Consider the following 26018-nt stretch of genomic DNA (forward strand, 5'->3'; position numbering starts at 1 on the left):
GCTGGAATAATTGACTGTAGATGCCAAGAAAGCAAGCATTGTCACTGACCTGTCGCTGGCACCGGAAGGACATTTGAAGATTGATTGGGTAGCGGCTCATATGCCGGTGCTGAACCGGATCCGCGAGCAATTCGAGAAAGAACAGCCATTCAAGGGGCTTAAAGTCTCGATTTCGCTTCATCTTGAAGCGAAGACGGCTTATCTGGCAAAGGTTGTTCAGGCGGGCGGCGCTGAAGTCACCATAACGGGCAGCAACCCGTTGTCCACTCAGGATGATGTATGTGCTGCTTTGGTGGAAGATGGCATTACAGTATTCGCCAAATACAATCCGGATCCCAAAGAGTATAAAGAACTGATGATCAAGGCGCTGGAAACCAAGCCTGACCTCATTATTGATGACGGCGGCGATCTTGTATCGATCCTCCATGCCGAGCGTCCTGATTTGATGGAAAATGTGCGCGGCGGCGCGGAAGAAACGACAACGGGTATTCTGCGGCTGAAAGCAATGGAAAAGGACAGTTCGCTGAAATTCCCGGTTGTAGCGGTGAATGATGCATTTTGTAAATATTTGTTTGACAATCGCTATGGCACAGGACAGTCGGTATGGGATGGCATCAACCGTACCACCAACCTGGTCGCTGCAGGCAAAACGGCTGTTGTTGTCGGTTATGGCTGGTGCGGCAAGGGCGTAGCTATGCGTGCCAAGGGATTAGGCGCTAATGTAGTGGTAACCGAGATCGATCCGATCCGGGCGGTTGAAGCCTACATGGACGGTTTCACGGTTCTGCCGATGATTGAAGCGGCCAAAGTCGGCGATATTTTCGTCACCGTTACGGGCAATCGCGACGTCATTCGCGGCGAGCATTACGAAGTGATGAAGAACGGTGCAATCCTGTCGAATGCCGGTCATTTTGATATCGAGGTCAACAAACCGGAGCTTGAGGCTTTAACGGCAAGCAAACGCGTCGTAAGACGGAATATCGAAGAATTCAAATTAAAAGATGGCCGCATCATTTACCTTCTGGCGGAAGGACGACTGGTCAACCTGGCAGCAGGGGACGGACATCCGGCGGAAATTATGGATATGACTTTCGCCTTGCAGGCGATTTCGCTTAAATATGTAAATGACAACTATCAAACAATCGGCGCTAAAGTGGTTAATGTTCCTTACGAGCTGGATCAACGGGTAGCCGAATACAAGCTGGCTGCTATGGGTATGGCGATCGACAAGCTCACAAACGAGCAAAAAGCCTACCAAGAAAGCTGGACCGAGCATTAAGCAATAACGAATCGCTAACAATCAGGCTAGCGTTCTCATCAAAAAAACCGTTTGAGCAGGATTCCAAAAGAATCCGCACAAACGGTTTTTTGCGTTCCACCCAGCCCAAACCAGCCAAGCCCCGCCACATTGCCGCCAAGGCTATCCAATTATCATTTGGCCCAAAGCGGCCAACAAGGTCCGAAAAAAGTAAAAGTGTGTCCCAAAGGGACGAAAACGAATCCGGGGCACACACCAGCTAGGTCCCATCTCATTGGCACAAACGTAATCCCATTCGGGTGTCCAGAGGGCGGAGCCCTTGGGGTCCCCCTCTGGGGGATTTAGGGGGACACTCCGACGAAAACGAATCCGGGCACACACCAGCTAGGTCCCATCTCATTGGCACAAACGTTATCTCATTCGGGTGTCCAGAGGGCGGAGCCCTTGGGGTCCCCCTCTGGGGGATTTAGGGGGAATCCCCCATCTCATTGGCACAAACGTTATCCCATTCGGGTGTCCAGAGGGCGGAGCCCTTGGGGTCCCCCTCCGGGGATTTAGGGGGACACTCCAAGTGCAACTTATCCCCCCTCATTCCCGTCTAGGAAACATACACAAAAAAATCCACAATTTTCTAAAAGGGGGAATCAAAAAATGAACATCATCAACACGGCAAAGCTCCGCCGCAAAGGGTTGAAATTGTACATCACAGCCATAATCTCGGCGGTGCTGCTCATTGCGGCAGGCTGCTCATCCAGCAGCTCCAACACGGATAGTGGAAATTCAGGAAATAAGAAAACCAGCAAGGCTTTAAGTATGCAAAATCAATCGGCGCAATCTTCCGAGGCAGCAACGGACCAGGCAGTTCCGGCAGCCGACAGGGGTACGAGTGCAAATACCGCTTCCGGAACGCCGGTGAACAACGCGGCAGAAGCGGAGACAGGGATGTCCACAGGCGCAGACATAGATGCCGACGGATTCAGCCGCAAGCTGATTTACCACGCGAATATCACGATGGAAGTGAGCGACTATGGCCAGTCGCAGACGGAGCTGAAAAATATTATCCATTTGTCAGGGGGCTATATTCTGGAGTTTGGCGACCAGAAATCCGCAAATGAGCTGGGTGGCACCTATACGATCAAGGTTCCCGCTTCAGGCTTTCAATCTTTTCTCAGTCAGCTGGAGAAGCTGAAGCATCTGGATTATCAAAGCAGCATGAAGGGCACAGATGTGACCGAGGAGTACGTGGATTTGGAAGCCAGATTGAAATCCCGGCAGGTGGTCGAAGCCAGATTGCTTGCGTTTATGGACAAAGCCACACAGGCGGATGATCTGTTGAAGTACTCCAATCAGCTTAGCGAGGTGCAGCTGGAGATCGAAAGAATCAAAGGGAGAACGCATTATCTGGATCAGAATGTGTCGTTCTCCACCATTGAGCTGAGGATGTATCAAAATGCCGGATTCTCTGATTCGGCCCAACAGGCAAAACCACCCTTATTGGATCGTTCGCTGGATGCCATGAAGGCCAGCACTTCGTTCATCAATCATTTTGTTCAAGGACTGTTTGTTGTTATAGCGGGGGCGCTGCCAATCATAGCAATAGCTCTGGTGATCGGTGTTCCGGGATATTTCATCTATCGAAGAAAAAGCAGAAGCAGGCGGCACCCGGTAGAGGCAGGCGGAATAAAGCTGAATGAAACGGAAGAACAGGAAAAGCAGGATTGAAATATTAAATACCTTTATATTTCTGGCATGAGCTGCATCAAAGCCTTCTGGGCTTAAGATGACAGCTCATTTTTATTGGACCAGTGTTTTATCACCCACATGCCGGAGGGCATTGCGGATCGCGGCGGCTTTGGCGAGACGCTGCCGCTCATCCTCGCTGGAAACAACGAACTGCGGCATTTGATAAAGTTCGATAAGCGCTTCTTTGCTGGCTTCTGCCGCATCGTAGTCATTGCCGAGGAGATAATGGGCTACCTGGTAGCATAGCTGTTCGACCGGGCGTAACAGCTCGATTTTTAGATCGGCGGTAGGAATCATGGCTTCAGTCGGACGCTCCTTTTATCCAAAATAGTAAACAGAAGTCGGGCTCGATAGCTCTAGCTTACACGAAGCTTGTTGTTAAAAGGTTTCAAAAGTGTAACAAGATTAATCACATAAATTATTCTTAATAATTGCATGCAAAAGGAGGATTTCAATTTCAGGTGGCGAATAGATCAACATTAGTGGTGAAAAGTGGGGCAAAGTGGCGGGCTTGAACCAAGGGGGTGAAGCGGCCGTGTTTATGGGGGAGTTCCAGCATAGCATTGATGACAAAGGCCGTATCATTATTCCAGTCAAGTTCCGTGAAGGCCTCGGCGAGCAATTCATCATTACGCGTGGTCTGGACAACTGTTTATTCGTGTATCCGATGAGCGAGTGGGGCGTATTGGAGCAAAAACTGAAGTCGCTGCCTCTCATGAAATCGGACGCCAGGGCGTTTTCCCGGTTTTTCTTCTCGGGAGCGACTGAATGCGAGCTCGATAAACAGGGAAGGGTAAATGTACCCAATACATTATGTGAGTATGCGAAGTTCAACAAAGAATGTGTCGTGATCGGAGTTTCGAACCGGGTGGAAATCTGGAGCAAATCGATTTGGGAGGGCTACTTTCAGCAATCGGAAGAGTCATTCAATGAAATTGCGGAGAAGCTTGTTGATTTTAATTTTTAGCATGATTTTTTTTAGAACGCGGGCCCATGCCGTTTGACGGCAAAGGTACCTTTGAGCCGGGAGGGCTGCAGCTTGTTTCAACATATAACGGTGCTCAAAGAAGAAGCGGTTGAAGGTTTGGCAATCAAGCAGAATGGCATCTATGTCGATTGTACGCTCGGTGGAGCCGGCCACAGTGAAAGCATTGCATCCAAGCTTGGGGAGGGCGGACGTCTTATTGCGCTCGATCAGGATGAATGGGCGCATGATAACGCCAAGATCCGTCTTGCTCCATACCTCGATAAGGTAACGCTGGTCAAACGGAATTTTCGCGATCTGGAGCAGGTTCTGCAGGAACTGAATATTGACGGGGTTGATGGTGTCTTGTTCGATCTGGGCGTGTCCAGTCCGCAGCTTGATGAAGCGGAGCGTGGATTCAGCTATAACCATGATGCTCCGCTCGATATGAGAATGGATCGCCAGGGCGATCTGACAGCAGGAGAAATTGTGAATACCTGGGATGAACGGGAAATCTCCAGAATCATTTCGACCTACGGGGAGGAGCGGTTTGCCAGGTCAATTGCCCGTAAGTTCATCCAGGCCCGGGAACTGAAGCCAATTGAGAATACGGGGGAGCTTGTCGAGCTGATCAAATCCGGCATACCCGCAGCAACAAGGCGGACCGGTCCGCATCCGGCCAAAAGGACTTTCCAGGCACTGCGCATCGCGGTGAACGATGAACTGGGAGCGGAAGAATCAGCATTGGAACAAACCATTAATGTTTTGAAATCCGGAGGAAGAGCATCGGTTATTACTTTCCATTCCCTCGAAGACAGAATTTGCAAGCAGATGTTCGCGAAATATGTGGAGACCTGCACATGCCCGCCGGACTTTCCGATTTGTGTATGCGGGCGCAGCGGCCGGCTGAAGCTGGTTAACCGCAAACCGATTGTGCCGGGCGAACAAGAGCTTGAACAGAATCCCAGGGCGCGGTCGGCAAAACTCCGGATTGCCGAGAAATTATAAATTAAGTTGAGCAGAGCGTTAAATCAGGCAAGACGATAGGACAATAGGGAGGAACAAAATGGCTTACGTAAACGGCAATCTTGCACTTCAACCGAAACGCAAACCGGACCCTAAGCAGCAGTACCGCGAGACGAAGAAAGTTCAGATTAAACGGAAATCCATGCCTGTGCAAGAAAAGCTGCTTTATCTGTTCACGATTATTGTTTGTGTCATTGTTGCGGGGGTTATTATTTTCCGTTATGCGCAAATCTATGAAATGGATAAGAAAATCAAAGATATGACGCGAGAGTATACGACGATGCAGGTAGAGATGAAAGAGCTCAAGAAACAGGTGGAAACGCTGAAAAATCCCGAGACCATTCAGGATCAGGCCAAGATGCAGGGTATGGTCGAGGATCCTAACGAGCCGATCAAGGTGAGAACAGGGAGTAAAGAGACAGAAACCGCAATGAATAAGGAATAAGGTGATCAGCTATGACAAAAAGGATAAAACTGCGTACGCTGCTGGTCGGAGGGTTGATTACCCTCTTTTTTGTTGTTCTCGTAGGCCGAATCTATTGGGTCCAGGTTGTCAAGGCCGATTACTGGGCGGATAAAGCCCGGGATGTCTGGTCCAGATCGGAGAAGCTGGTTCCAACCAGGGGAACCATCTCCGACAGGGATGGCAATGTCCTGGCGATGGATGTGCTGGCTTACAACGTCTCGGTTAATCCGAAGCTTATCAACAAGCTCAAACTGGAAGACCAGATCGTAAGCAAGCTTCACACGATTCTGGGAACATCGGAAAGCGACCTTCAGGAGATTGTAACCGCGAAGAACGATAAGGGAGAGTTCTATGTCAACCGCGAGGTGCGCCAGAAGGGCTGGCAGGTGGATAAGGAAGTCAAGGACCGGATTGAGAAATATAGAGACGAATTGATGAAGCAGACCAAAGAGCCGGATATCGGCATTTATTTGACAGAGGATAAGAAACGGTATTATCCGAAGAATAATATGGCTTCCCATATCGTCGGTTATATGAACAACCAAGGCGTGCCTGTTATGGGGCTTGAGAAATCGCTGGACAAGGAATTAAGCGGCAAGGAAGGCGAGATCGTTTATGAAAGGGACGGCAATGGCGTCATTCTGGAGGATGGAACGGTCAAATTCAATCCTTCCGTGGATGGCAAGAATGTCAAGCTGACTATTGATTCGGATATTCAGTATTATGTCGAAGAGGCGCTCAGGGAAGCTTGGAATGAATTTCATCCGAAAAGCATGACGGCGATCGCCGTAGATCCGCAAACGATGGACATCTTGGGGATGGCGAACCTGCCGGACTTTAACCCTAACGAATATGGAAAGGCGCAGCCGTCGGATTTCTATAACAGCGCGATTAGAGCCTTATATGAGCCCGGTTCGACTTTCAAAATCGTAACGCTGGCGGGGGCCGTTCAGGAAGGACTGTTTGATCCCAATGATCATTATATGTCCGGATCGATTCAGGTAGGAAAGCAGCAGGTTAACGATATCAAACGCGGCGGCTGGGGCGATATTACGTATCTGGAAGGACTCAAGCGCTCCAGTAACGTGGCTTTCGTCAAGCTTGGTTATGAGAAACTCAAAGCGGACCGCCTTATGGATTATATCAAGAAGTTTGGATTCAATGAGAAAACGAATATCGAACTGCCGGGTGAAGCGGCTGGCTCCATTACCATTAATCCGAATATCGCAAGGGATGTCGCAAATGCTTCATTCGGTCAGGGTAAGGTGCAGGTTACGCCAATTCAACAGGTTACGGCCGTTGCTGCTATCGCGAACGGAGGCAAGCTGATGCAGCCGCATCTGATCAAGGAAATCGATGATCCGGTGGCCAAAACATCTGTTGTTACAAAGCCGAAGCTCGTTCGTGAGGTGATTTCCGATAAGTCCGCGGAACTGGTGGGCGGATATTTGGAGCAGGTCGTCTCTGACCAGGAGATTGGCACTGGGAGAAACGCCTACATCGAAGGCTACCGCATCGCAGGCAAGACGGGGACAGCTCAAAAGGTTGTAAACGGTGCATATTCCAGTGATCAATATGTCGTATCTTTCATTGGTTACGCACCGGTGGAAAAGCCCAGAATCGCAGTGTATGTGGTAGCCGATGCGCCGGAAGACGAGCTGCTGGGCGGCGGGGCGGTTGCGGCGCCGGTATTCAAAAAAATAGTGCTGCAAAGTCTGCGCCATATGGGTGTCAATCCGACAATTGAGCCTGCCAAGGAATCCGCAGCGAAGGACTTGACCGTCACACTGCCGGAGCTGACCAATCTTACACTCGACCAGGCCAAGGCACAGCTGACCTCGCGTTCGCTTACACCTGAGGTCATCGGCAAGGGCAATAAAATTTTGCAGCAAATACCAAAAGCAAATTCAGCGGTCAATCCCACGCAGCGTGTTTATTTGATCACGGAGAACCGGAGCGAGCTCGCAATTCCGAATATGAGCGGCCTGTCCCTGCGTGATGCATTGGAATTCTGTACGCTGCTGCAAATCAAATGTGTGACAGTGGGACAAGGTTTTGTCACCTCGCAAACACTTGCCCAGCTGAAAGGCGAGAAGGTCTTGAAGCTCACCTTGGCTCCTCCCGCAGACCAGACATCAACAGAGGAAGGGGATGCGGAAAAGCAGGAGGAAGACAAGAAAGAGTAAGATGCCGGTGCAGGATAGCTTGTTCTAACCCCTTTTTAAACCGAATAGGCTTGGATTAGGAAACGGATGTGCGTATGTTCCCGTTTTACGTGCTATTCGGAGGGGATTGCAGGTGAAAATTTCGAATGTTACCGTAAGGCGGCGCTTATTTATCGCGCTGATCATCGCTGTCGCTTCTTTTGCGCTCCTTATAGGCAGGCTCGCTTACGTGCAATTGTGGAAGGGCGAGGAGCTCGCGTCAAAAGCGGAAAACTCCTGGCGGAGGGAAATTCCGTTCTCGGCCAAGCGGGGGGAAATATGGGACCGAAACGGAACCAAGCTTGCGTATAATATAAGCTCGCCGACGATTATGGCGATTCCCGCCCAGATCAAGGATGCGCAGAAGACGGCTGCAGAGCTTGCCAGAGTGCTCGACATGACGGAAGACGCCGTGCTGAAGACCATTACAAAAAAACAGTTGATCGTCCGTATTCAGCCCGGAGGCCGGAAAATCACAACGGACAAGGCCCAATTGATACGCGATTTGGCACTGCCTGGCGTTGTTGTGGCGGAGGATAACAAACGTTATTATCCCATGGGCAGCTTTGCTTCGCATGTGCTGGGCTTTACCGGGATTGACAATCAGGGCTTGACCGGTATTGAAGCGCAATACAATGACATGCTTTCCGGAATCAACGGGAATATTTCATTTCTCTCTGACGCGAAAGGCCGGCAAATGCCGGGCTCTGCTGATTCTTATCTGAAGCCCAAGGATGGTCTGAATCTGGAACTGACCCTCGATAAGCAAATCCAGTCCATTATGGAACGCGAGCTGGATCAGGCCATGGTTAAATTCCAGGCGGACGACATCATGGCGATTGCGATGGATCCGAGTACGGGTGAAATTCTTGGAATGGCTAGCCGTCCTACGTACGAGCCGGATAAATATCGTGATGTTGATCCACAGGTGTACAACCGGAATTTGCCCATCTGGATGACCTATGAGCCGGGTTCGACATTCAAGATTATCACGCTTTCCGCTGCGCTTGAAGAAGGCAAGGTAAACTTAACCAATGATCACTTCTATGATCCGGGGTTCGTGGAAGTCGGCGGAGCCCGCTTGCGCTGCTGGAAGAAGGGCGGTCACGGCTCACAGACGTTTCTGGAGGTTGTGCAAAATTCATGCAATCCCGGTTTTGTCGCGCTGGGCAACCGGCTCGGCAAAGATAAATTGTTTCAGTATATCAAGGACTTTGGCTTCGGCACCAAGACCGGCATTGACCTCGGCGGCGAAGAGAACGGGATCATGTTCAAGATGAGCCAGGTCGGCCCGGTGGAGCTGGCGACAACCGCCTTCGGCCAAGGGGTCTCCGTAACGCCGATCCAGCAGATTACGGCAGTCTCGGCGGCAGTCAACGGCGGAACGCTGTACAAGCCGCATGTTGCCAAAGCCTGGATCAACCCCGAAACCGGTGAAACGGTCGAAACGGTGGAGCCGGAGGCCGTGCGGCAGGTGATCTCGGAGAAAACCAGCCAGCAGGTAAGGGAAGCGCTGGAGAGCGTGGTGGCCAAAGGAACGGGGCGCAATGCTTTTCTGGATGGCTACAGGGTTGGCGGTAAAACCGGTACGGCGCAGAAAGTGATCAATGGCCGGTACTCGCCCAATGAGCATATCGTGTCCTTCATCGGCTTCGCACCTGCGGACGATCCCAAGATTGTCGTGTATGTGGCGGTCGACAATCCGCAGGGCATTCAGTTTGGCGGCGTCGTTGCCGCCCCTATTGTGCATAACATCCTTGCGGATGCCCTGCCCTATATGGGAATTGAGCCTCGTAAGAAGCAGATTGAGCGGGATTACAAATATGGCGAAACGCCAATCGTTACGGTTCCGAATCTTGTAGGCAAGACGGTATCCGATATTTACGAGGATATGAATATGAATTTCAATCTGACGTCAGCCGGCAGCGGAGACACCGTTATCAGGCAGGCACCGGCTGCAGGTTCACGGGTGGAACGGGGCTCGACGATCCGCATTTATTTGGCCAAGGATGATGAAAGCAATCATCCTTGACTATACTGGGAAGAGAATGTATAACAGGTACGGGTAATACGTCAGCAAGAATAATAGAACCTATTACAGGGCCGGGACATGATCAAACAGGCCGGGGTGGAGGAACTGACCCATGCGTTTGGAACAAATAGCCGAATTGCTGCTTACAGCACGACTTATTGGCGATAAGAACACAAAAATCAACGGAATCCAAATCGATTCCCGCAAAGTATCGGCAGGCGACTTGTTTATCTGCCTGCCGGGCCATACGCAGGATGGTCATGACTTTGCGCCCCAGGCGATGGAGCTTGGGGCATCAGCGCTGGTGGTGGACCGGGAGCTGCCTGTCGGTATTCCGCAAATTCTCGTCAAGGACTGTCGTCTCGCGATGGCTGTCATTGCCGATATATATTTTGAACAGCCCAGCCACAAATTGAAGCTGATCGGCGTAACGGGAACGAACGGGAAAACAACAACGACTTATTTGATTGAACGAATTCTGGCTGATGCAGGCTTCAGCCCGGGTGTGATCGGAACGGTAGAAATGCGTTACGGCGGCCGATCCTATCCCATGTCGGGTACGACGCCCGAGGCGCTGGAGCTTCAGCGCAGCCTGGCCGGAATGGTGGAGTCGGGAAGCAATTACTGCGTCATGGAGGCATCCTCGCATGCGCTGGAGCAGGGGCGTGTAAAGGGCTGCCGTTACCGCACGGCAATATTTACCAACCTCACGCAGGATCATTTGGATTATCATTATACAATGGAGCGTTACGCTGCAGCCAAGGAGCTGTTGTTCTCCCGGCTCGGCAACGAGTATGCCCATTCTCAGGGCGACCGAACATTTGCGTTGTTGAATGCCGATGACGAGGCTTCAGAGGGATTTGCCAAGGCTACGGCCGCTGAAGTCATTACCTATGGTGTGGATCAGGAAGCAGATATTCGCGCGACCCATGTACGGATTACCGCGCATGGAACATCCTTTCATGTGAACACCTTCAAGGGAGAAGCGGATATTACGCTGCAAATGACCGGGAAGTTCAACGTTTATAATGCTTTGGCCGCAATAGGCGCGGCATTGATCGAAGAGGTTCCGCTTGCGCAGATCAAAGCAAGTCTGGAGAGCCTGCCGGGAGTTCCGGGGAGAGTCGAGGCAGTTAATGCCGGCCAGCCATTCGCCGTCATTGTCGATTACGCGCATACGCCCGATGGCCTGGAAAATGTATTGGCAGCGGTCAAAGAGGTAGCCTCAGGAAGAATTATCTGCGTGTTTGGCTGCGGCGGCGACCGGGACCGGACGAAACGTCCGCTTATGGGCTCGATTGCCGGCCGTTACGCCGACTATGCGATCGTCACCTCCGACAATCCGCGCACCGAGGATCCGGCGCAAATCCTGAAGGATATTGAAGTCGGGCTCATCGGGGACGGGGTGTCCGGAGACCGTTACGAGCTGCTGGCGGACCGTCATGCGGCGATCCAAAAAGCGGTTGATATGGCCAGCCCCGACGATGTAATATTGATTGCGGGGAAAGGTCATGAGACGTATCAGATCATCGGGGATCAGACGCACGACTTTGATGATCGCGTTGTGGCCAAAGAAGCGATAAGGAGTCTCAGACTGTGATAAAACGAACGTTAGGCGCCATTGCCGACATGTGCGGTGGAACGTTGACAAACAACCGGTTTGCCGAAATTGCCATAACCGGCGCAACCAGGGATTCACGAGATGTTCAGCCCGGCCAGCTTTATATTCCGCTCGCCGGCTATAACTTTGACGGACATGATTTTGCCGCCAACGCCCTTGCGGGCGGGGCTGCTGCGCTGCTCTGGCAATCCAACCGGTCGATACCGGAGACGCTGATTGACGAGCCTCTGCTTCTGGTGGACGACCCGCTTACGGCTTTGCAGCGATTAGCCGCTTCCTACCGGGAAGAGCTGAATTTGCGCGTTGTCGGGATAACGGGAAGCAACGGCAAGACCACAACTAAGGACATGGTAGCCTCCGTGTTATCAGGCGTCTTCCGGGTTCATAAAACCGAAGGCAATCTGAACAATCATATCGGGCTGCCGATTACCGTCCTGCAGCTGGATGAATCGGTTGAGGTTGTCGTGCTGGAAATGGGAATGAGCGGTTTTGGCGAAATCGAGCTGCTCACCTGCATAGCCAAGCCGGATATCGTTGTCATTACCAATATCGGGGATGCGCATCTGCTGCAGCTCGGGTCACGGGAAGGCATTGCGAAGGCCAAGCTGGAAATTGTCGCAGGGCTTCGGGAAGGCGGACTGCTCCTGTTCAACGGCGATGAGCCTTTGCTGCATGCTGGAGTGGAAGCACTGAATCTGCCTGATACGCTCAGGAGGCAGACCTTTGGTTTGGGGCAAGGCAATGACTGGAACGCCGTCCATGTCGAGGTGGACGCGATATCCTCCGCTTTTGACGTGAATGGACTGGAATCTTTCGACCGCTTGTCGCTTCCGGTTCCCGGACATCATAACGTGTCCAATGCGCTGGCAGCGGTAGCCGTAGGCCGGGCGCTTGGCATCCCGGCGGAGAAAATCCGCGAGGGCTTCGAAGGATTGCGGTTGACGGGGATGCGTATTGAACCGGTGCGGGCATACAACGGGGCAATGGTGCTTAATGATGCTTATAACGCCAATCCGACGGCGGTCCGCGCAGCGGTCGATCTGGTGGCGCAGCTGACAGGATACCGGCGCAAATGGCTGGTTCTCGGGGATATGCTGGAGCTTGGCGCACAGGATGCGGAGCTTCACGCCGATATTGGCGATTACATTACCCCTTACAAGGCGGATCGCTTGCTGACCTATGGAGCGCTATCCCGCCACACGGCCTCCGCAGCTTCCAAATCATTTGAGAAAAATGCGGGAGCGGGAGAGAGCAGCGGGGCGCTGAGCGATCCTTCATCTTTGCAAACAGAGGCGCCGGTGGTCGCTTTTGAAGATAAAGAGCAGTTGATCGAGTGCCTTCGCGCCTCATTGACACCGGAGGATCTTGTATTAGTGAAAGGCTCACGAGGCATGCGTATGGAAGAAATCGTCCACGCGCTGCAGCGTGCATGATGAGGTGACAACATGGACATCAAGGTCATCCTGCTGTCGATCGGCGCTTCTTTTCTCCTTGCGGTCTTGCTCGGACCTTTGTTCATCCCACTGCTAAGACGGCTTAAATTCGGCCAGCAGATCCGGACGGACGGGCCGCAAAGCCATCTGAAGAAGAAAGGCACGCCGACTATGGGCGGCATCATCATTATGCTGGCGCTGCTGCTCAGCTTTTTGAAATTTTCAGAAATTACACCGGAATTTTGGGTACTACTTATTGCATCGTTGGGTTTCGGACTTATCGGATTTCTTGATGATTATATTAAAATCGTATTCAAGCGATCACTGGGCTTAACCGCTAAGCAGAAGCTGATCGGCCAGCTCATCTTTTCCATTATAATCTGTGTCCTGCTCTATCAAATGAATCACAGCACCGTCGTGGGCATTCCCAGTACAACGATACAATTTGATTTCGGCTGGTTCTATTATCCCTTTGTCGTCATCATGCTCTTCGGCACCACAAACGCCGTCAACTTCACCGATGGCGTCGACGGATTGCTGGCAGGCACAGGTGCGATCGCCTTCGCCGCTTTCACCATCCTGGCTCTGCATGCAAGCGAGCATGAATCGGCAATCTTCTCAGCTGCCATGATCGGCGCCCTGCTGGGCTTCCTGGTCTTCAATGCCCATCCGGCCAAAGTCTTCATGGGCGACACCGGTTCACTGGGCATAGGCGGCGGCATGGCGGCAGTTGCGATCTTGACGAAGACGGAAATTCTGCTCGTTCTTATCGGCGGCGTATTCGTCATCGAAATGCTCTCGGTGATCCTGCAGGTCGCCTCATTCAAGCTTCGCGGCAAGCGAATCTTCAAGATGAGCCCGATCCATCATCACTTCGAGCTGTCGGGTTGGGGCGAATGGCGCGTCGTCACGTCCTTCTGGTTCGTATCGCTCATCCTGGCAGCTATCGGCCTCATCCTGGGCCGATAAAAAAGTCCCGCCAAGGGACAAGGCACCAAAGGTGCCGAGCCTTTAAAAGTCCCGCCAAGGGACAAGGCGCCTCAGGCGCCGACAATCGCCCCGAAGCGGGGCGACCAGCTCAAAAAGTAAGAGCGTGTCCAAAGGACGAAAGCGATCCAACGACCAAACGACCGCACTAACCGTCTCATTGACCCAAACGTTATTCTAGACGAAGTCATCCTGGTACCCAGGGAGCATCAAAAGTTAAGCGTGTCCCTAGGGACGAAAGCGAGCACACCAAATAACATTAACGAGGGCGCTACTCTGCAACTCGGACGTTATCCCATTCCGGGTGTCCAGAGGGCCGGGGCCCTTGGGGTCCCCCTCAGGGGGATTTAGGGGGGAATCCACATTGTACCAAGGCAAAAAAATAGTCATACTGGGGCTCGCCAAAAGCGGCGTCAGCGTTGCGAAGCTGTTCCACAAGCTGGGCGCAAAAGTGATTGTCAACGACCAGAAGAAACGCGAATTGTGCCCCGAAGCGGATGAATTGGACGCTTTGGGTATTTCTGTTATTTGCGGCAGCCACCCGGATGATCTCATTACCGGGGATACCGCGCTGGTAGTCAAAAACCCGGGTATTCCCTACAGCGCGCCGCCGGTCAAGCGGGCGCTCGCGCTGGGTTTGAAAGTGGTCACGGAAGTGGAGATCGCCTACCAGCTTTCGGATGCGCCGATTATCGGCATTACCGGCTCCAACGGCAAGACCACCACGACAACGTGGATCGGGGATATGCTGGAGGCTGCCGACCTTGCGCCGATCGTGGCGGGCAATATCGGCACACCGCTTTGCGAAGCGGCGCAAACCGCTACGGGCAACAATTGGCTGGTGGCCGAGCTCAGCAGCTTTCAACTCAAAGGCACGCAGCATTTTCGTCCGCGCGTGTCCGTACTGTTGAATGTGGTCGAGACCCATCTGGATTATCACGGGGACATGGAGGATTATGTCCAGTCGAAGGCCAAGCTGTTTGCCAATCAAACGGAGCAGGATACCGCTGTCATCAACATGGACGATCCCGTTTGCCGCCAGCTTGTCAGCGAGGGCAGGATTAAGGCGCATATCATTCCTTTTGCGGTTTCTCAAAGCCTGCCTTATGGGCTGTTCATTGAGCCGCCCTTTCCGGAAGAGCTGTCCGCGCCGCCTGACGGGCTGGATAGGGAGATCATCTGGATCGACCGGGAAGAAGCAAGACATGTCGTCTTGCCCGTTCACGAACTGGGCATTCCGGGAAGGCATAACGCAGCCGACGCACTTGCCGCGATTGGAGCCTCGCTGGCTGCAGGCGCACCGCTTGAAGCGCTCAGAGCTCCGCTGAGGGAGTTCAGCGGGGTTGAGCACCGCATGGAGTTCGTCTGTGAGCGCGGTGGCATACGCTACTACAACAACTCCAAAGCGACCAATCCGGCAGCAACGATCAATGCACTGCGTTCGTTCCCCCCGCGGATTGTACTGATTGCGGGAGGACTTGACCGGGGTTCGGATTATATGGAACTGCTGCCGCATATCAAGGACCAGGTCAAGGCGGTCGTGACGCTTGGAGAGACACGCGGGAAGATTGCTGCGGTTGCCGAGCTGGCAGGTTTAGCGTGGATCAAAACAGTCGAACCTGAAGAGGACGCCGAAGCGACGCTGCAGCAAGCCGTGCGCGAAGCCGCCTCCTTTGCAGAGCCGGGAGATATCGTTCTGCTCTCGCCCGCCTGCGCCAGCTGGGACATGTTCAAGTCTTACGAAGAGCGGGGGCGCATTTTTAAACAATCGGCGCATACCTTGTAAGTAGGGGGCTTGTCCCTACTTACGCATGCAAGAGGTGTTTGTGCTATGGTAAAAGCCCGGTCCGCCCCGGATGTATGGATGATCGTATCGATATCGTGTATTCTCGCCATCGGCCTTGTGATGGTATACAGTGCAAGCGCAGTACTGGCATTCCATGAGTTCGGCGACAAATTCTATTACGTCAAGCGCCAGTCCATCTTTGCTGCGCTGGGTATTGCGTCCCTGCTGGTAACGATGAACGCTGACTATGGAATATGGAAGAAATGGTCCCGGCCCGCTCTGTTTATCTGCTTTGGCCTGCTGGTCATTGTATTGATTCCCGGGATCGGGGTTGTCCGCGGGGGAGCCAGAAGCTGGCTCGGCATCAGCTCGCTCGGCATCCAGCCCTCGGAATTCATGAAGCTGGCCATGGTGATCTTCCTGGCCAAGCTGTTATCCGAGAAGCAGCAGACCGTCACCTTGTTTACCAAGGGGCTGCTGCCACCGCTCGGTATTCTCGGCGCAGCCTTTGCGCTGATTATGCTGCAGCCGGATCTGGGAACCGGCGCTGTTATGGTAGGCGCATCCCTGCTGGTCATCTACACCTCGGGCGCGCGTATGGCGCATCTGGGCTCGCTCGCCATGATTGGCGTTGCCGGATTTGTGGGGCTGATTCTTGCGGCTCCTTACCGGATGCAGCGCATCACCGCCTTCATGGACCCATGGGCCGATCCGCTTGGCGCAGGCTATCAGATCATTCAATCCCTCTATGCCATCGGACCTGGGGGACTTGTCGGACTTGGGCTTGGTATGAGCCGTCAGAAATTTAATTATTTGCCCGAACCGCAAACCGACTTTATCTTCTCCATCGTTTCGGAGGAGCTGGGCTTCATCGGCGGCGGCACGATTATTATTCTATTTGCCATCCTGCTGTGGCGCGGTATGCGGACGGCGATCTCAGCTCCTGATACGTTTGGCAGCCTGCTTGCGGTGGGCATTGTCGGGATTGTCGCCGTACAGGTGTTTATCAATATTGGCGTCGTCATTGGTATGCTGCCGGTGACGGGCATTACACTGCCGCTTGTCAGCTATGGCGGTTCATCGCTGACACTGTTGCTTACGGCGCTCGGCATTTTACTTAATATATCCCGTTATTCGAGGTGAACATGTCATGCGTATCGTATTGACCGGCGGCGGAACAGGCGGCCATATTTATCCGGCGCTTGCGATCGGCAGGCAGGTGAAGGAAGAAGCTCCGGATTCATCGATATTATATATCGGATCTCCCAAAGGACTGGAGAGCCGGATTGTGCCTGCACAGGGGATCGCGTTTGAACCCGTGGAGATCACGGGCTTCAGGCGCAATCTGTCTTTGGACAATGTGAAAACCGTCATGCGTTTTCTAAGAGGCGTAAAGCGCTCCAAGCAGCTCCTGCGGGAATTCAAACCTGATGTCGTGGTGGGTACAGGAGGATATGTATGCGGGCCCGTCGTCTATGCGGCCGCCAAGCTCGGCATTCCAACGCTTATTCATGAGCAGAATGCCGTATCCGGCTTGACCAACCAGTTTTTAACCCGATATGCGGATTGCGTAGCTGTCAGCTTCAAGGACTCGTTGTCCCAGTTCAAGCGCTCAAAGCATGCTGTCTATACAGGCAATCCTTGCGCGACTCATGTGGTTCGCGCAAGCAGGGATAACGGATTCAAATCGCTGGGACTGCCTGCCGGCAGCCAGATCGTACTGATGGTCGGGGGCAGCAGAGGTGCGAAGGCGATGAATGACGCGATGGTGGACATGGCAGGAATGGTTATGCGAATGCCCAAGGTTCATTTTGTATTTGTGACTGGAGAAAGCTACTATGAAAGCACGATGAAGAGAATGAAGGATGCACAGCAGGGGCAGTCTGCCAATCTTCATGTGCGGCCGTATTTGCATAATATGCCAGAGGTGCTGGCTGCATCCAAGCTGATTGTCAGCCGTTCGGGAGCTTCATCGCTCGCGGAAATCACAGCTTTGGGAGTTCCTTCTATTTTAATACCGTCTCCGAATGTCACGAATAACCATCAGGAAGCGAATGCGAGAAGCCTCGCGGATGCAGGAGCGGCGGAGATGATTCTCGAACGGGACTTAAGCGGCAGCAAATTATTCGAGCGCGTAACAAGACTGATCGGTGCCGAAGAGCTGCTGACCAAAATGGGGCTTGCGGCACTGACGCTCGGCATGCCGCAATCGGCAACCCTCATCGGACAAGAAATTAAGAGATTAACGGACAAACCGTAGTGCATCATGGGCGATTGTCACACTCATGCGCGGGAAGGCATAGAATACCCTATAATCGTGACCGTCACCTGGCGGGGCCCGTATCTGCAACCGAAAGTCAGCAGGGAGGGCAGCCTGGCTGGGAGAAGCATGCCCCGCATTCGACAATCGCTAATAGCAAAAAGGAGGTACGGGCAAGGATGGAGCAATTGTTAGCGGAATTACAACAAATCGATTCAGGCAGCGTGAGATCTGGCGAACCGCTTTCCGGATATACAACCTGGAAAATCGGAGGTCCGGCAGACATCTTGGTTATTCCGCAAAATAAAGAGCAGCTGGTGTCCGTGGTGCGTTTGCTCCACAAACAAGGAGTGCCTTGGACCAACCTCGGACGCGGCTCCAATTTGCTGGTAAGCGATAAGGGAATCCGGGGCGTTGTGATCCAGCCGGGCGAAGGATTCGATTATGCACGATTTGATGGCACGCTCGTTCATGCGGGCGCGGCTTATTCCTTCATCAAGCTGTCTGTCATGGCAGGCAAGGAAGGATTGACCGGTCTGGAGTTTGCAGGGGGAATTCCAGGTTCGGTCGGCGGAGCGGTGTACATGAATGCCGGTGCCCACGGGTCGGATGTGTCACGTATATTCAAATCGGCTGACATTGTACTGGAAACAGGAGAATTGGTACACTGCGATTCTGGTCAAATGGGTTTTTCCTATCGTCATTCCTTTCTTCATGAGCAGCCCGGAATCGTTGTTAATGCGACATTTGAGCTCGAACGCGGCGACCGTAGAGAGATCGCGTCCACGATGTCCGCTTACAAGGAGCGCCGGCTGCGCACGCAGCCACTAAAGTCGGCTACTGCAGGCAGCGTGTTCCGCAATCCGCCGAATGATTTTGCCGCGAGGCTGATCGAAGAAGCGGGGCTCAAGGGGATGCGAAGCGGAGATGCCGAAGTGTCGACGCAGCACGCCAATTTTATTGTGAATACCGGTCAAGCGAAGGCCGAAGACGTCCTCACCCTCATGACAACTATTCGCAGCACCGTTAAAGACCGATTCGGAGTCGATTTGGTGCCGGAAGTACTGGTGGTGGGTGAGCGGTAATTCGGAGGTGATACATTGGACAAATTGGTGATTGAAGGCGGGAAACCTCTCTCAGGAACCATAGTTATCCAAGGAGCGAAAAATGCCGCTTTGCCGATTTTGGCTGCCAGTCTGCTAGTAGAAGGAAAAGTGACGATCGATCATGTGCCAAAGCTTCTTGATATCGACGTCATGCTGAACATTTTGCGCGAGCTCGGCTGCCGGGCGGAACATGTGGATGAAACGGTTATGCTTGATACGACATTCGCACATTCCTCGCATGTCCCGGAAGCTCTTATGCGTCAAATGCGCTCCTCCATCTTTTTGATGGGGCCGCTTCTAGCACGATTTGGCAAAGCAACGATTTATCAGCCAGGCGGCTGCGCGATCGGGGAACGAAAGATTGATTTGCATTTGAGAGGTCTTATGGCGCTTGGAGCACAAATAGAAGAAGAAGGCAGCCGCATTGTTTGCTTCGCAGATCGGCTGAAGGGCGCTGAAGTCCATCTTGATTTTCCAAGCGTGGGCGCAACAGAAAATATTATGATGGCTGCAGTACTGGCGGAAGGGCTTACGACAATCAGCAACGCTGCCCGTGAACCGGAAATTCAGGACCTGCAGCGGTTCTTGTGCGCATTGGGCGCCAAGATCATCGGAGCCGGAACCGACACCATTACGATTGAAGGCGTAGAGAAGCTTGTTCCATGCCGGTATCAGGTCATTCCGGACAGGATCGTTACAGGAACCGTCATGGTTGCCGCAGCGGCCACCAGGGGCCAGGTAACGCTGCACAACACGCAGCCATCCCATCTCACCTCGCTCATTCACGTGCTTCGCCGGGCAGGTGTTCAAATATCGGTGGACGGTGATATAATCAAAGTTGGCAGTGCGAGCCGGAGCAAGTCTATCGACCGGATTGTCACTTCTCCTTATCCGGCGTTTCCAACGGATTTGCAGTCGCAAATTATGGTGCTGCTGTCGCTCGCCGACGGGGTAAGCGTCATGAAGGAAACGATTTTTGAAGGCCGCTTCAAGCATGTCGACGAGCTCTCGCGTATGGGGGCGGACATCAGGGTCGACTTGAATTCCGCATTCATTCGGGGTGTTCCAAGGCTTTACGGGGCTACGGTGGAAGCGACTGATTTGCGTGCGGGAGCCGCACTGGTTATCGCAGGGCTCGCCGCCCAAGGCAGAACAGTCGTGGAGCAGGTACACCACATCGATAGGGGTTATGACCGGATTGAGACGATGCTCTCCCGATTGGGCGCGCGAATCTCTCGGCTGTCTCCGGTTCCCAAGAAAGAGATTGTCTCTTAAATTAACCATTGCTGGATGAAGCGCTATACAGACCGTGAACGGCAGCCTCTTTGCCGTTTATCGTCTGTTCGAAAGAAGGGACAAGTCATGGCAGACAAGATGCCCGTGCTGAGGGAACCTGTCCGAAGACGCCGGGGCGGCAAAAAGCTGCTGGCAGTGCTCTTTTTGCTCTTTATAGTTATATTATGCGTATTGTTTTTTAATTCGAATATCAGCAAAATTTCTTCCGTCGTGGTGGAGGGACAGAAGTTTACGAGAGCGGCCGATGTTCAGAAGGCTGCGGGCATCAGCGTGGGCGACGCTTTTTTGGGTACATCGGCCAAAACCATTGAAGCACGGGTAAAGAAGCTCGCTCCGGTTGAGACGGTGGAAGTAACCAAATCATTTCCCGGCACCGTCAAAATTGTGGTTCACGAGTTTCCGGGTGTCGCATTCCAGCTGTCGGACCAGGGCGTGCTGACCGCTCTGTTATCCAACGGGACAAGCGTTCCGACGGGGAGCGATATCATCGTGGACAAGCCCATCCTGTCCGGCTGGAAAGTCGATGACCCGGTCATGGCGCAGTTGTGCAAGCAGCTTGCCGAGCTATCCGCCCAGTCGCTGTCCGATTTCTCGGAAATCATTCCTACGCCTTCAAAAGCGTATCCGGACCGCATCAAGATTTATACGCGCACACGTTTTGAGGTCATTACCGCGGTTTCGCTGCTCCCCGGGAAGGTGCCGGCGCTGAACGCCGTTATTGAGACGCAGGAGCCCGGACTTATCACGATGCTGCTTGCGGATACTTATACATCATTTACCCCGGACGAGGGGGGAAATAAGGACGCCGATCAAAAAGACACTACTCAATAGGGTCAAAGAGTGTTAGAATTTTAATTATGCATCTTTTTGCCTCTCTCCGATTATTTTTTCATTAGAATTGCGGAAGCAGCGCAGCGGCTGCGGCGCTGGAAATATTAACATACACCGAAAAAGTTGTTGAAAAAAGAGGGAAAATAGGCCCAACGTTGAATAAGTAGAAATGCACTTGGAGACTGGACCTGATACGGTTTCTATATACTGGAATCTATAACATTTTGAAACGGAGGTGCCACGGGTTGAGCAGCAACGACATCATCGTTAGTTTGGACATCGGTACATCCAAAGTTCGTGCTATTATTGGCGAAGTGAGTAATGGAGCCATTAATATTATTGGAGTTGGATCTGCCGACTCGGAAGGAATACGAAAAGGGGCCATCGTTGATATTGACCAAACCGTGCAATCCATTCGTAATGCAGTGGATCATGCGGAACGCATGGTGGGCATTCAAATAAGCGACGTATATGTCGGTATACAAGGCAATCATATTTCACTCCAAACCAATCATGGCGTAGTGGCCGTATCCAACGAGGACAGGGAAATCGGCGAAGAGGATATCGAGCGGGTACTGCAGGCGGCGAAAGTTGTTGCCCTTCCTCCCGAACGGGAAATTATCAATCTGGTTCCAAAGCAGTACCTGGTTGACGGACTTGAAGGGATTTCGGATCCGCGGGGTATGATCGGCGTAAGGCTTGAAGTTGAGGCAACCGTCGTAACAGGCGCCAAGACGGCTATCCATAATCTGGTGCGCTGTGTGGAGAAGGCGAATCTGCGGATTGCCGGCGTCATTCTCATGTCGCTGGCCTCGGGGCAGATGGCGCTAACCAAAGATGAGAAAATGATGGGAACCGTGCTCGCTGACATCGGAGCCGGTTCTTGCACAATTGCGATTTTTGATCAAGGCAGCATAGTTGCAACTTCCACACTTCCTATCGGTGGCGAATATGTCACTAGCGATATCTCCTACGGACTACGTACCCAAACCGAACAAGCCGAGAAAATCAAGCAGAAATTCGGCTGCGCATTGATTCAGGATGCGGCGGAAGATCAGAAGTTCAAGGTTATGCGTATGGGAAGCAATGTCGAGAAGGAATTCTCGCAGGTTGATCTGGCCAATATTATCGAGCCCCGCATGCAGGAGATTTTCCATCTCATGCGCCAGGAAGTCATCCGTTTGGGATTTGGGGACAAAGTAAATGGTTATGTATTGACAGGAGGCACTGTGATCATGCCCGGAACACTTCCGCTTGCGCAGAGCGAGCTGGAATCAACGGTCAGGATTGCTGTTCCCGATTTCATCGGTGTAAGGGATCCCTCTTTTACAAGCGGTGTTGGAATGATTCAATATGTTTCCAAATATATGAGAAACCGGATTTCTTCGGCTCCGAAGAAGAGTGCTGGACGTAAAGCAAGTGCTCCTTCGTCTACTAAACCCGGATTGTTTGAAAGATTGAAAAATATGTTTAGTGAATTCATTTGATCGGGGGAACTAATAGAATGTTGGAATTCGATTTCGATATGGAACAACTGGCCCAGATTAAGGTCATTGGCGTTGGCGGCGGTGGCAGCAATGCCGTCAACCGGATGATTGAGAATGGCGTCAAGGGTGTTGAATTTATTACGGTCAATACGGACGCGCAAGCGCTCCATATGGCCAGATCCGAGCAGAAGCTGCAAATCGGGGACAAGCTGACCCGGGGTCTTGGAGCGGGAGCGAACCCGGAGGTTGGCAAGAAAGCCGCTGAAGAATCCCGTGAAGTGGTTGCAAATGCGCTTAAAGGGGCGGATATGGTATTCGTCACAGCCGGCATGGGTGGTGGTACCGGCACGGGAGCCGCACCAGTCATCGCAGAGATCGCCCGCGAATGCGGCGCTCTGACCGTCGGCGTCGTTACACGCCCCTTCACATTTGAAGGACGCAAGCGTTCCGGACAAGCCGAGCTTGGGATTGAATCGCTCAAGGAAAAGGTTGATACGCTGATCGTCATTCCGAATGACCGCTTGCTTGAGATCGTCGACAAGAAAACCCCGATGCTGGAAGCCTTCCGTGAAGCGGATAATGTACTGAAGCAGGCGGTGCAGGGGATTTCGGACCTGATCGCCGTACCGGGGCTTATCAATCTTGACTTTGCCGACGTGAAGACGATCATGACGGAACGAGGCTCGGCCTTGATGGGCATCGGTGCTGCTACCGGCGAGAACCGTGCGGCTGAAGCAGCCCGCAAAGCGATTCAAAGTCCTTTGCTGGAGACGTCGATAGACGGGGCGCGCGGTATCATCATGAATATTACCGGCGGTTCCAATTTGTCTCTCTATGAAGTCAATGAAGCTGCAGAAATTGTTATCTCCGCGTCGGACCCTGAAGTGAACATGATTTTCGGGGCCAGCATTGATGAGAATTTGAAGGAAGAAATCAAAGTAACCGTTATCGCTACCGGTTTTGAGCACCGCAGTAACCCGGCTCTGCGCCAAATGCCCGGTCAACAGGCTGCAGACAAGAGCGCCCAAGGAGCGCCGGCAGCTTCGGATAACCGTTCACAGCCCGCTGCGCCTGGCCCCAAGCCTTTTGGCAGCCCGACCTCAAGCGATCAACTGGATATCCCGGCCTTTCTTCGCAACCGCCGGAATAACGACAGATAACAACCAGCATTATCAACCGCTCTTCCATCTATGGGAGGGCGGTTTTTTTGTTGTTCAGGAGATAATCCCCTCACAGGGCTATCTCTCAGACCCGACACATCGACAAAAAAAGATCGCTGCTGACGGCATGTTTAGACAGACATTGTAATAGGATTTAAATATACTAGACACAAGCCGCTTGAGCCTTGCGAACGCAAATGCAGAAGCAGGCCGATAGTGGAAGTACGGCAGGAAGGTGAATGCGCTGGATGCAGTTTATATCGATGTTTATTTTATGATTAACCTGCTAATAGACGGTTCTGCCCTGTTGATGACCGCTTGGGTCCGGAGCATTCGCGCCAAATGGTGGCGGGTTGCGCTTGCAGCTCTCATCGGATCGCTTTATGCGGTAATGATTATTTTTCCTCCTCTTTCCTTTATGTTTACGCTTATTGTGAAATTTGCTTTGTCGCTCATTATGCTTCTTGTTGCGTTTGGTTTTCCCGGCATTCAGCATTTCGCCCGGCATATCGGAGCCTTCTATGGGGTGAATTTTGCAGCGGCAGGGGCAGTGCTTGGACTGCATTACTTGTTTATGAATGGTTCCGCACCTTTGTGGAATTCCATGATAAACGGTAATTTTCAGCTGAAATTAGGACTGGTGTTTCTGTTTTGCGTTATTTGTGTGGGCTATTATATTTTTCGCTCGATCATGATCCAGCGCCGGGAACGCGATCTTGTTCATAGTCATCTTGCGGAGGTGAACATAACGATAGGGGATGACAAGCGTTCATGTACGGGACTTATTGATACGGGCAACCAACTGTATGAACCCATGACCCGCACGCCGGTAATGGTTATGGAGGCTTCCCTGTGGCAGGATGTTCTGCCTCCCGCGTGGATGAAGCAAATAAGGGAAGCGCAGGTCGATAAGCTGCTCGCCAATATGGACGATGAACCATTTGTCTGGCGGGATCGATTACGGCTTGTGCCATACCGCGGAGTCAATGGCGGTGCTCAGTTCATGCTTGCCGTCAAGCCCGACCTGGTCGTCGTTGTAAGAGAAGGGGAGACATTCGAAACACGTAAAGTGCTGATCGGCTTGGATGCCGGCAAATTAGTCGCAGATGGGGCGTACCAGGCGATCCTCCATCCGTCAATGCTGCAAAATCGAACCGTCACGATTGATCCAGTTCACAGTTCTTCGAGAAGGGATGGAGCGGCATGCTCGTCAAATGGAAACTGATCCTGCAGTTATATTATTATCGGATTTTATTTTTATTCGGTCTCAAGAGCGAGGAAATTTATTATATCGGCGGAAGTGAGGCGCTGCCCCCTCCCCTGACAAGGGAAGAAGAAGAATTTTTGCTGGGCAAGCTGCCTTCCGGTGATACAGCCATCCGCGCTATGCTGATCGAACGCAATTTGCGACTTGTCGTATACATTGCCCGCAAGTTTGAGAATACGGGCATTCACATTGAGGATCTGGTATCCATCGGAGCGATCGGGCTGATCAAGGCCGTCAATACCTTTGATCCGGAGAAAAAAATCAAGCTGGCCACCTATGCCTCACGTTGTATAGAGAATGAAATTCTGATGTATTTGCGGCGAAACAGCAAGACGCGCACAGAGGTTTCCTTCGACGAACCGCTGAATATCGATTGGGATGGCAATGAGCTGCTGCTCTCGGATGTGCTCGGCACAGAAAATGATACGATCTATCGCAATATTGAAGAGCAGGTTGACCGCAAGCTGCTGCATAAGGCGCTTGATAAGCTGACAGAGCGGGAACGGATTATTATGGAGCTGCGCTTCGGCCTCGCCGATGGCGAGGAGAAAACCCAGAAGGATGTAGCCGATCTGCTCGGGATATCGCAGTCCTATATCTCCAGGCTGGAGAAACGCATTATAAAGCGTCTGCGCAAGGAATTCAACAAAATGGTTTAAGTTGTTGGGCCCTCCCTGAATCCCTCCATAGGAGGGACCCCAGAGGGGGCCGCCCCTCTGGACTCCCGGAACGGGAAACGAGCGAGGGACCCGCAAGCTTGCTAGAAACGTATGTGCAAAGCTCGTTTTCGTCCCTGCGGACACACTCCAATTTTGGCGCTCCCGTGCTGCCTGTGCCCCTTGCGGGGCTGGCATAACGTTTATCGGGATAGAGGCGACGGAGAGATCCAGCTGTGCCTATCCTCGTTTTCTTCCCTAACGGGGACACTTACGTTATGAGCATTATTTTCTGAATCATAATTGAATCCTACTCCATTGCCTGGAAGAGCCGCTCAGTCGGCTCTTTTTTGTTTTTATTTAACAATTGACATCAAGGTGTATTATTCGTATAGTACACTTATGGTGTATGAACTACATAGTACACACACTGGT

Annotated in this window: 21 protein-coding genes; 20 read left to right on the top strand and 1 reads right to left on the bottom strand. The window is 52.4% G+C overall.

Annotated elements, in window-relative coordinates:
- Nucleotides 1–10 precede the first annotated feature (10 nt).
- Nucleotides 11–1279, top strand: coding sequence for an adenosylhomocysteinase (locus AC0YOB_RS12320; RefSeq protein WP_475793078.1), 1269 nt, complete (start codon nucleotides 11–13; stop codon nucleotides 1277–1279).
- Between the two features lie 630 nt (nucleotides 1280–1909).
- Nucleotides 1910–2980 carry a DUF4349 domain-containing protein gene (locus AC0YOB_RS12325; protein ID WP_475793079.1) on the top strand — a complete coding sequence of 357 codons (1071 nt, stop codon included), beginning with the start codon at nucleotides 1910–1912 and terminating at the stop codon, nucleotides 2978–2980.
- A gap of 72 nt (nucleotides 2981–3052) precedes the next feature.
- Here AC0YOB_RS12325 and AC0YOB_RS12330 read toward each other — a convergent pair whose 3' ends face one another.
- The gene (locus AC0YOB_RS12330) at nucleotides 3053–3298 is read right to left on the bottom strand and encodes a hypothetical protein (protein ID WP_210046582.1); all 246 of its coding nucleotides are present in this window, start codon (nucleotides 3296–3298) and stop codon (nucleotides 3053–3055) included.
- Nucleotides 3299–3536: 238 nt separating this feature from the next.
- Here AC0YOB_RS12330 and mraZ point away from each other — a divergent pair, with 238 nt between their 5' ends.
- From mraZ to sigE, 18 genes are all read left to right on the top strand, one after another.
- Nucleotides 3537–3968, top strand: a complete 432-nt coding sequence (gene mraZ, locus AC0YOB_RS12335) for a division/cell wall cluster transcriptional repressor MraZ (protein WP_210046590.1) — start codon at nucleotides 3537–3539, stop codon at nucleotides 3966–3968.
- Nucleotides 3969–4040: 72 nt separating this feature from the next.
- Nucleotides 4041–4973: a 16S rRNA (cytosine(1402)-N(4))-methyltransferase RsmH gene (rsmH, locus tag AC0YOB_RS12340; protein ID WP_210046581.1), complete on the top strand. Its 933-nt coding sequence runs from the start codon at nucleotides 4041–4043 to the stop codon at nucleotides 4971–4973.
- Between the two features lie 58 nt (nucleotides 4974–5031).
- Nucleotides 5032–5436: an FtsL-like putative cell division protein gene (locus AC0YOB_RS12345; RefSeq protein WP_475793080.1), complete on the top strand. Its 405-nt coding sequence runs from the start codon at nucleotides 5032–5034 to the stop codon at nucleotides 5434–5436.
- Between the two features lie 11 nt (nucleotides 5437–5447).
- On the top strand, nucleotides 5448–7643 hold the full coding sequence (locus tag AC0YOB_RS12350) for a penicillin-binding transpeptidase domain-containing protein (RefSeq protein ID WP_475793081.1): 2196 nt from the start codon (nucleotides 5448–5450) through the stop codon (nucleotides 7641–7643).
- 112 nt (nucleotides 7644–7755) lie between these two features.
- A complete protein-coding gene (locus tag AC0YOB_RS12355) occupies nucleotides 7756–9693 on the top strand; it encodes a stage V sporulation protein D (protein ID WP_475786373.1) in 1938 nt (645 codons plus the stop codon).
- A gap of 112 nt (nucleotides 9694–9805) precedes the next feature.
- The gene (locus tag AC0YOB_RS12360) at nucleotides 9806–11293 is read left to right on the top strand and encodes a UDP-N-acetylmuramoyl-L-alanyl-D-glutamate--2,6-diaminopimelate ligase (protein WP_475793082.1); all 1488 of its coding nucleotides are present in this window, start codon (nucleotides 9806–9808) and stop codon (nucleotides 11291–11293) included.
- A complete protein-coding gene (locus AC0YOB_RS12365; protein WP_475793083.1) occupies nucleotides 11290–12747 on the top strand; it encodes a UDP-N-acetylmuramoyl-tripeptide--D-alanyl-D-alanine ligase in 1458 nt (485 codons plus the stop codon). The genes AC0YOB_RS12360 and AC0YOB_RS12365 overlap by 4 nt, the downstream gene beginning before the upstream one ends.
- A 12-nt stretch (nucleotides 12748–12759) precedes the next feature.
- On the top strand, nucleotides 12760–13716 hold the full coding sequence (gene mraY / locus AC0YOB_RS12370; protein WP_475793084.1) for a phospho-N-acetylmuramoyl-pentapeptide-transferase: 957 nt from the start codon (nucleotides 12760–12762) through the stop codon (nucleotides 13714–13716).
- Between the two features lie 382 nt (nucleotides 13717–14098).
- A complete protein-coding gene (murD, locus tag AC0YOB_RS12375; protein ID WP_475793085.1) occupies nucleotides 14099–15520 on the top strand; it encodes a UDP-N-acetylmuramoyl-L-alanine--D-glutamate ligase in 1422 nt (473 codons plus the stop codon).
- 45 nt (nucleotides 15521–15565) lie between these two features.
- Nucleotides 15566–16663 (top strand): stage V sporulation protein E, encoded by a 1098-nt coding sequence (gene spoVE / locus AC0YOB_RS12380; protein WP_475793086.1) that lies wholly within the window; start codon nucleotides 15566–15568, stop codon nucleotides 16661–16663.
- A gap of 7 nt (nucleotides 16664–16670) precedes the next feature.
- Entirely contained in the window at nucleotides 16671–17780 is a 1110-nt protein-coding gene (gene murG / locus AC0YOB_RS12385; RefSeq protein ID WP_475793087.1) for an undecaprenyldiphospho-muramoylpentapeptide beta-N-acetylglucosaminyltransferase, read from the top strand.
- A 179-nt stretch (nucleotides 17781–17959) separates the two neighbouring features.
- The gene (gene murB, locus AC0YOB_RS12390) at nucleotides 17960–18865 is read left to right on the top strand and encodes a UDP-N-acetylmuramate dehydrogenase (protein ID WP_475793088.1); all 906 of its coding nucleotides are present in this window, start codon (nucleotides 17960–17962) and stop codon (nucleotides 18863–18865) included.
- A gap of 15 nt (nucleotides 18866–18880) precedes the next feature.
- Entirely contained in the window at nucleotides 18881–20161 is a 1281-nt protein-coding gene (gene murA / locus AC0YOB_RS12395) for a UDP-N-acetylglucosamine 1-carboxyvinyltransferase (RefSeq protein ID WP_475793089.1), read from the top strand.
- Between the two features lie 87 nt (nucleotides 20162–20248).
- The gene (locus AC0YOB_RS12400) at nucleotides 20249–21013 is read left to right on the top strand and encodes a cell division protein FtsQ/DivIB (RefSeq protein WP_475793090.1); all 765 of its coding nucleotides are present in this window, start codon (nucleotides 20249–20251) and stop codon (nucleotides 21011–21013) included.
- Nucleotides 21014–21258: 245 nt separating this feature from the next.
- Nucleotides 21259–22500 carry a cell division protein FtsA gene (gene ftsA, locus AC0YOB_RS12405; RefSeq protein WP_210046568.1) on the top strand — a complete coding sequence of 414 codons (1242 nt, stop codon included), beginning with the start codon at nucleotides 21259–21261 and terminating at the stop codon, nucleotides 22498–22500.
- Nucleotides 22501–22517: 17 nt separating this feature from the next.
- Nucleotides 22518–23660 carry a cell division protein FtsZ gene (ftsZ, locus tag AC0YOB_RS12410; protein WP_475786382.1) on the top strand — a complete coding sequence of 381 codons (1143 nt, stop codon included), beginning with the start codon at nucleotides 22518–22520 and terminating at the stop codon, nucleotides 23658–23660.
- Nucleotides 23661–23895: 235 nt separating this feature from the next.
- Nucleotides 23896–24885, top strand: a complete 990-nt coding sequence (spoIIGA, locus tag AC0YOB_RS12415) for a sigma-E processing peptidase SpoIIGA (protein WP_475793091.1) — start codon at nucleotides 23896–23898, stop codon at nucleotides 24883–24885.
- Nucleotides 24864–25586 carry an RNA polymerase sporulation sigma factor SigE gene (sigE, locus tag AC0YOB_RS12420; protein WP_210046565.1) on the top strand — a complete coding sequence of 241 codons (723 nt, stop codon included), beginning with the start codon at nucleotides 24864–24866 and terminating at the stop codon, nucleotides 25584–25586. Before spoIIGA ends, sigE begins: the two co-directional genes overlap by 22 nt.
- Nucleotides 25587–26018 lie beyond the last annotated feature (432 nt).

The organism is Paenibacillus sp. JT31N17 (genome assembly GCF_056269255.1).

Bases quoted from the DNA above. Each gene is read 5' to 3' on its own strand.
- ftsZ (WP_475786382.1), top strand. From the start codon at position 22,518: ATGTTGGAATTCGATTTCGATATGGAACAACTGGCCCAGATTAAGGTC.
- AC0YOB_RS12325 (WP_475793079.1), top strand. From the start codon at position 1,910: ATGAACATCATCAACACGGCAAAGCTCCGCCGCAAAGGGTTGAAATTG.
- AC0YOB_RS12350 (WP_475793081.1), top strand. From the start codon at position 5,448: ATGACAAAAAGGATAAAACTGCGTACGCTGCTGGTCGGAGGGTTGATT.
- AC0YOB_RS12345 (WP_475793080.1), top strand. From the start codon at position 5,032: ATGGCTTACGTAAACGGCAATCTTGCACTTCAACCGAAACGCAAACCG.
- AC0YOB_RS12330 (WP_210046582.1), bottom strand. From the start codon at position 3,298: ATGATTCCTACCGCCGATCTAAAAATCGAGCTGTTACGCCCGGTCGAA.
- murG (WP_475793087.1), top strand. From the start codon at position 16,671: ATGCGTATCGTATTGACCGGCGGCGGAACAGGCGGCCATATTTATCCG.
- AC0YOB_RS12400 (WP_475793090.1), top strand. From the start codon at position 20,249: ATGGCAGACAAGATGCCCGTGCTGAGGGAACCTGTCCGAAGACGCCGG.
- mraY (WP_475793084.1), top strand. From the start codon at position 12,760: ATGGACATCAAGGTCATCCTGCTGTCGATCGGCGCTTCTTTTCTCCTT.
- sigE (WP_210046565.1), top strand. From the start codon at position 24,864: ATGCTCGTCAAATGGAAACTGATCCTGCAGTTATATTATTATCGGATT.
- murB (WP_475793088.1), top strand. From the start codon at position 17,960: ATGGAGCAATTGTTAGCGGAATTACAACAAATCGATTCAGGCAGCGTG.
- AC0YOB_RS12360 (WP_475793082.1), top strand. From the start codon at position 9,806: ATGCGTTTGGAACAAATAGCCGAATTGCTGCTTACAGCACGACTTATT.
- spoVE (WP_475793086.1), top strand. From the start codon at position 15,566: ATGGTAAAAGCCCGGTCCGCCCCGGATGTATGGATGATCGTATCGATA.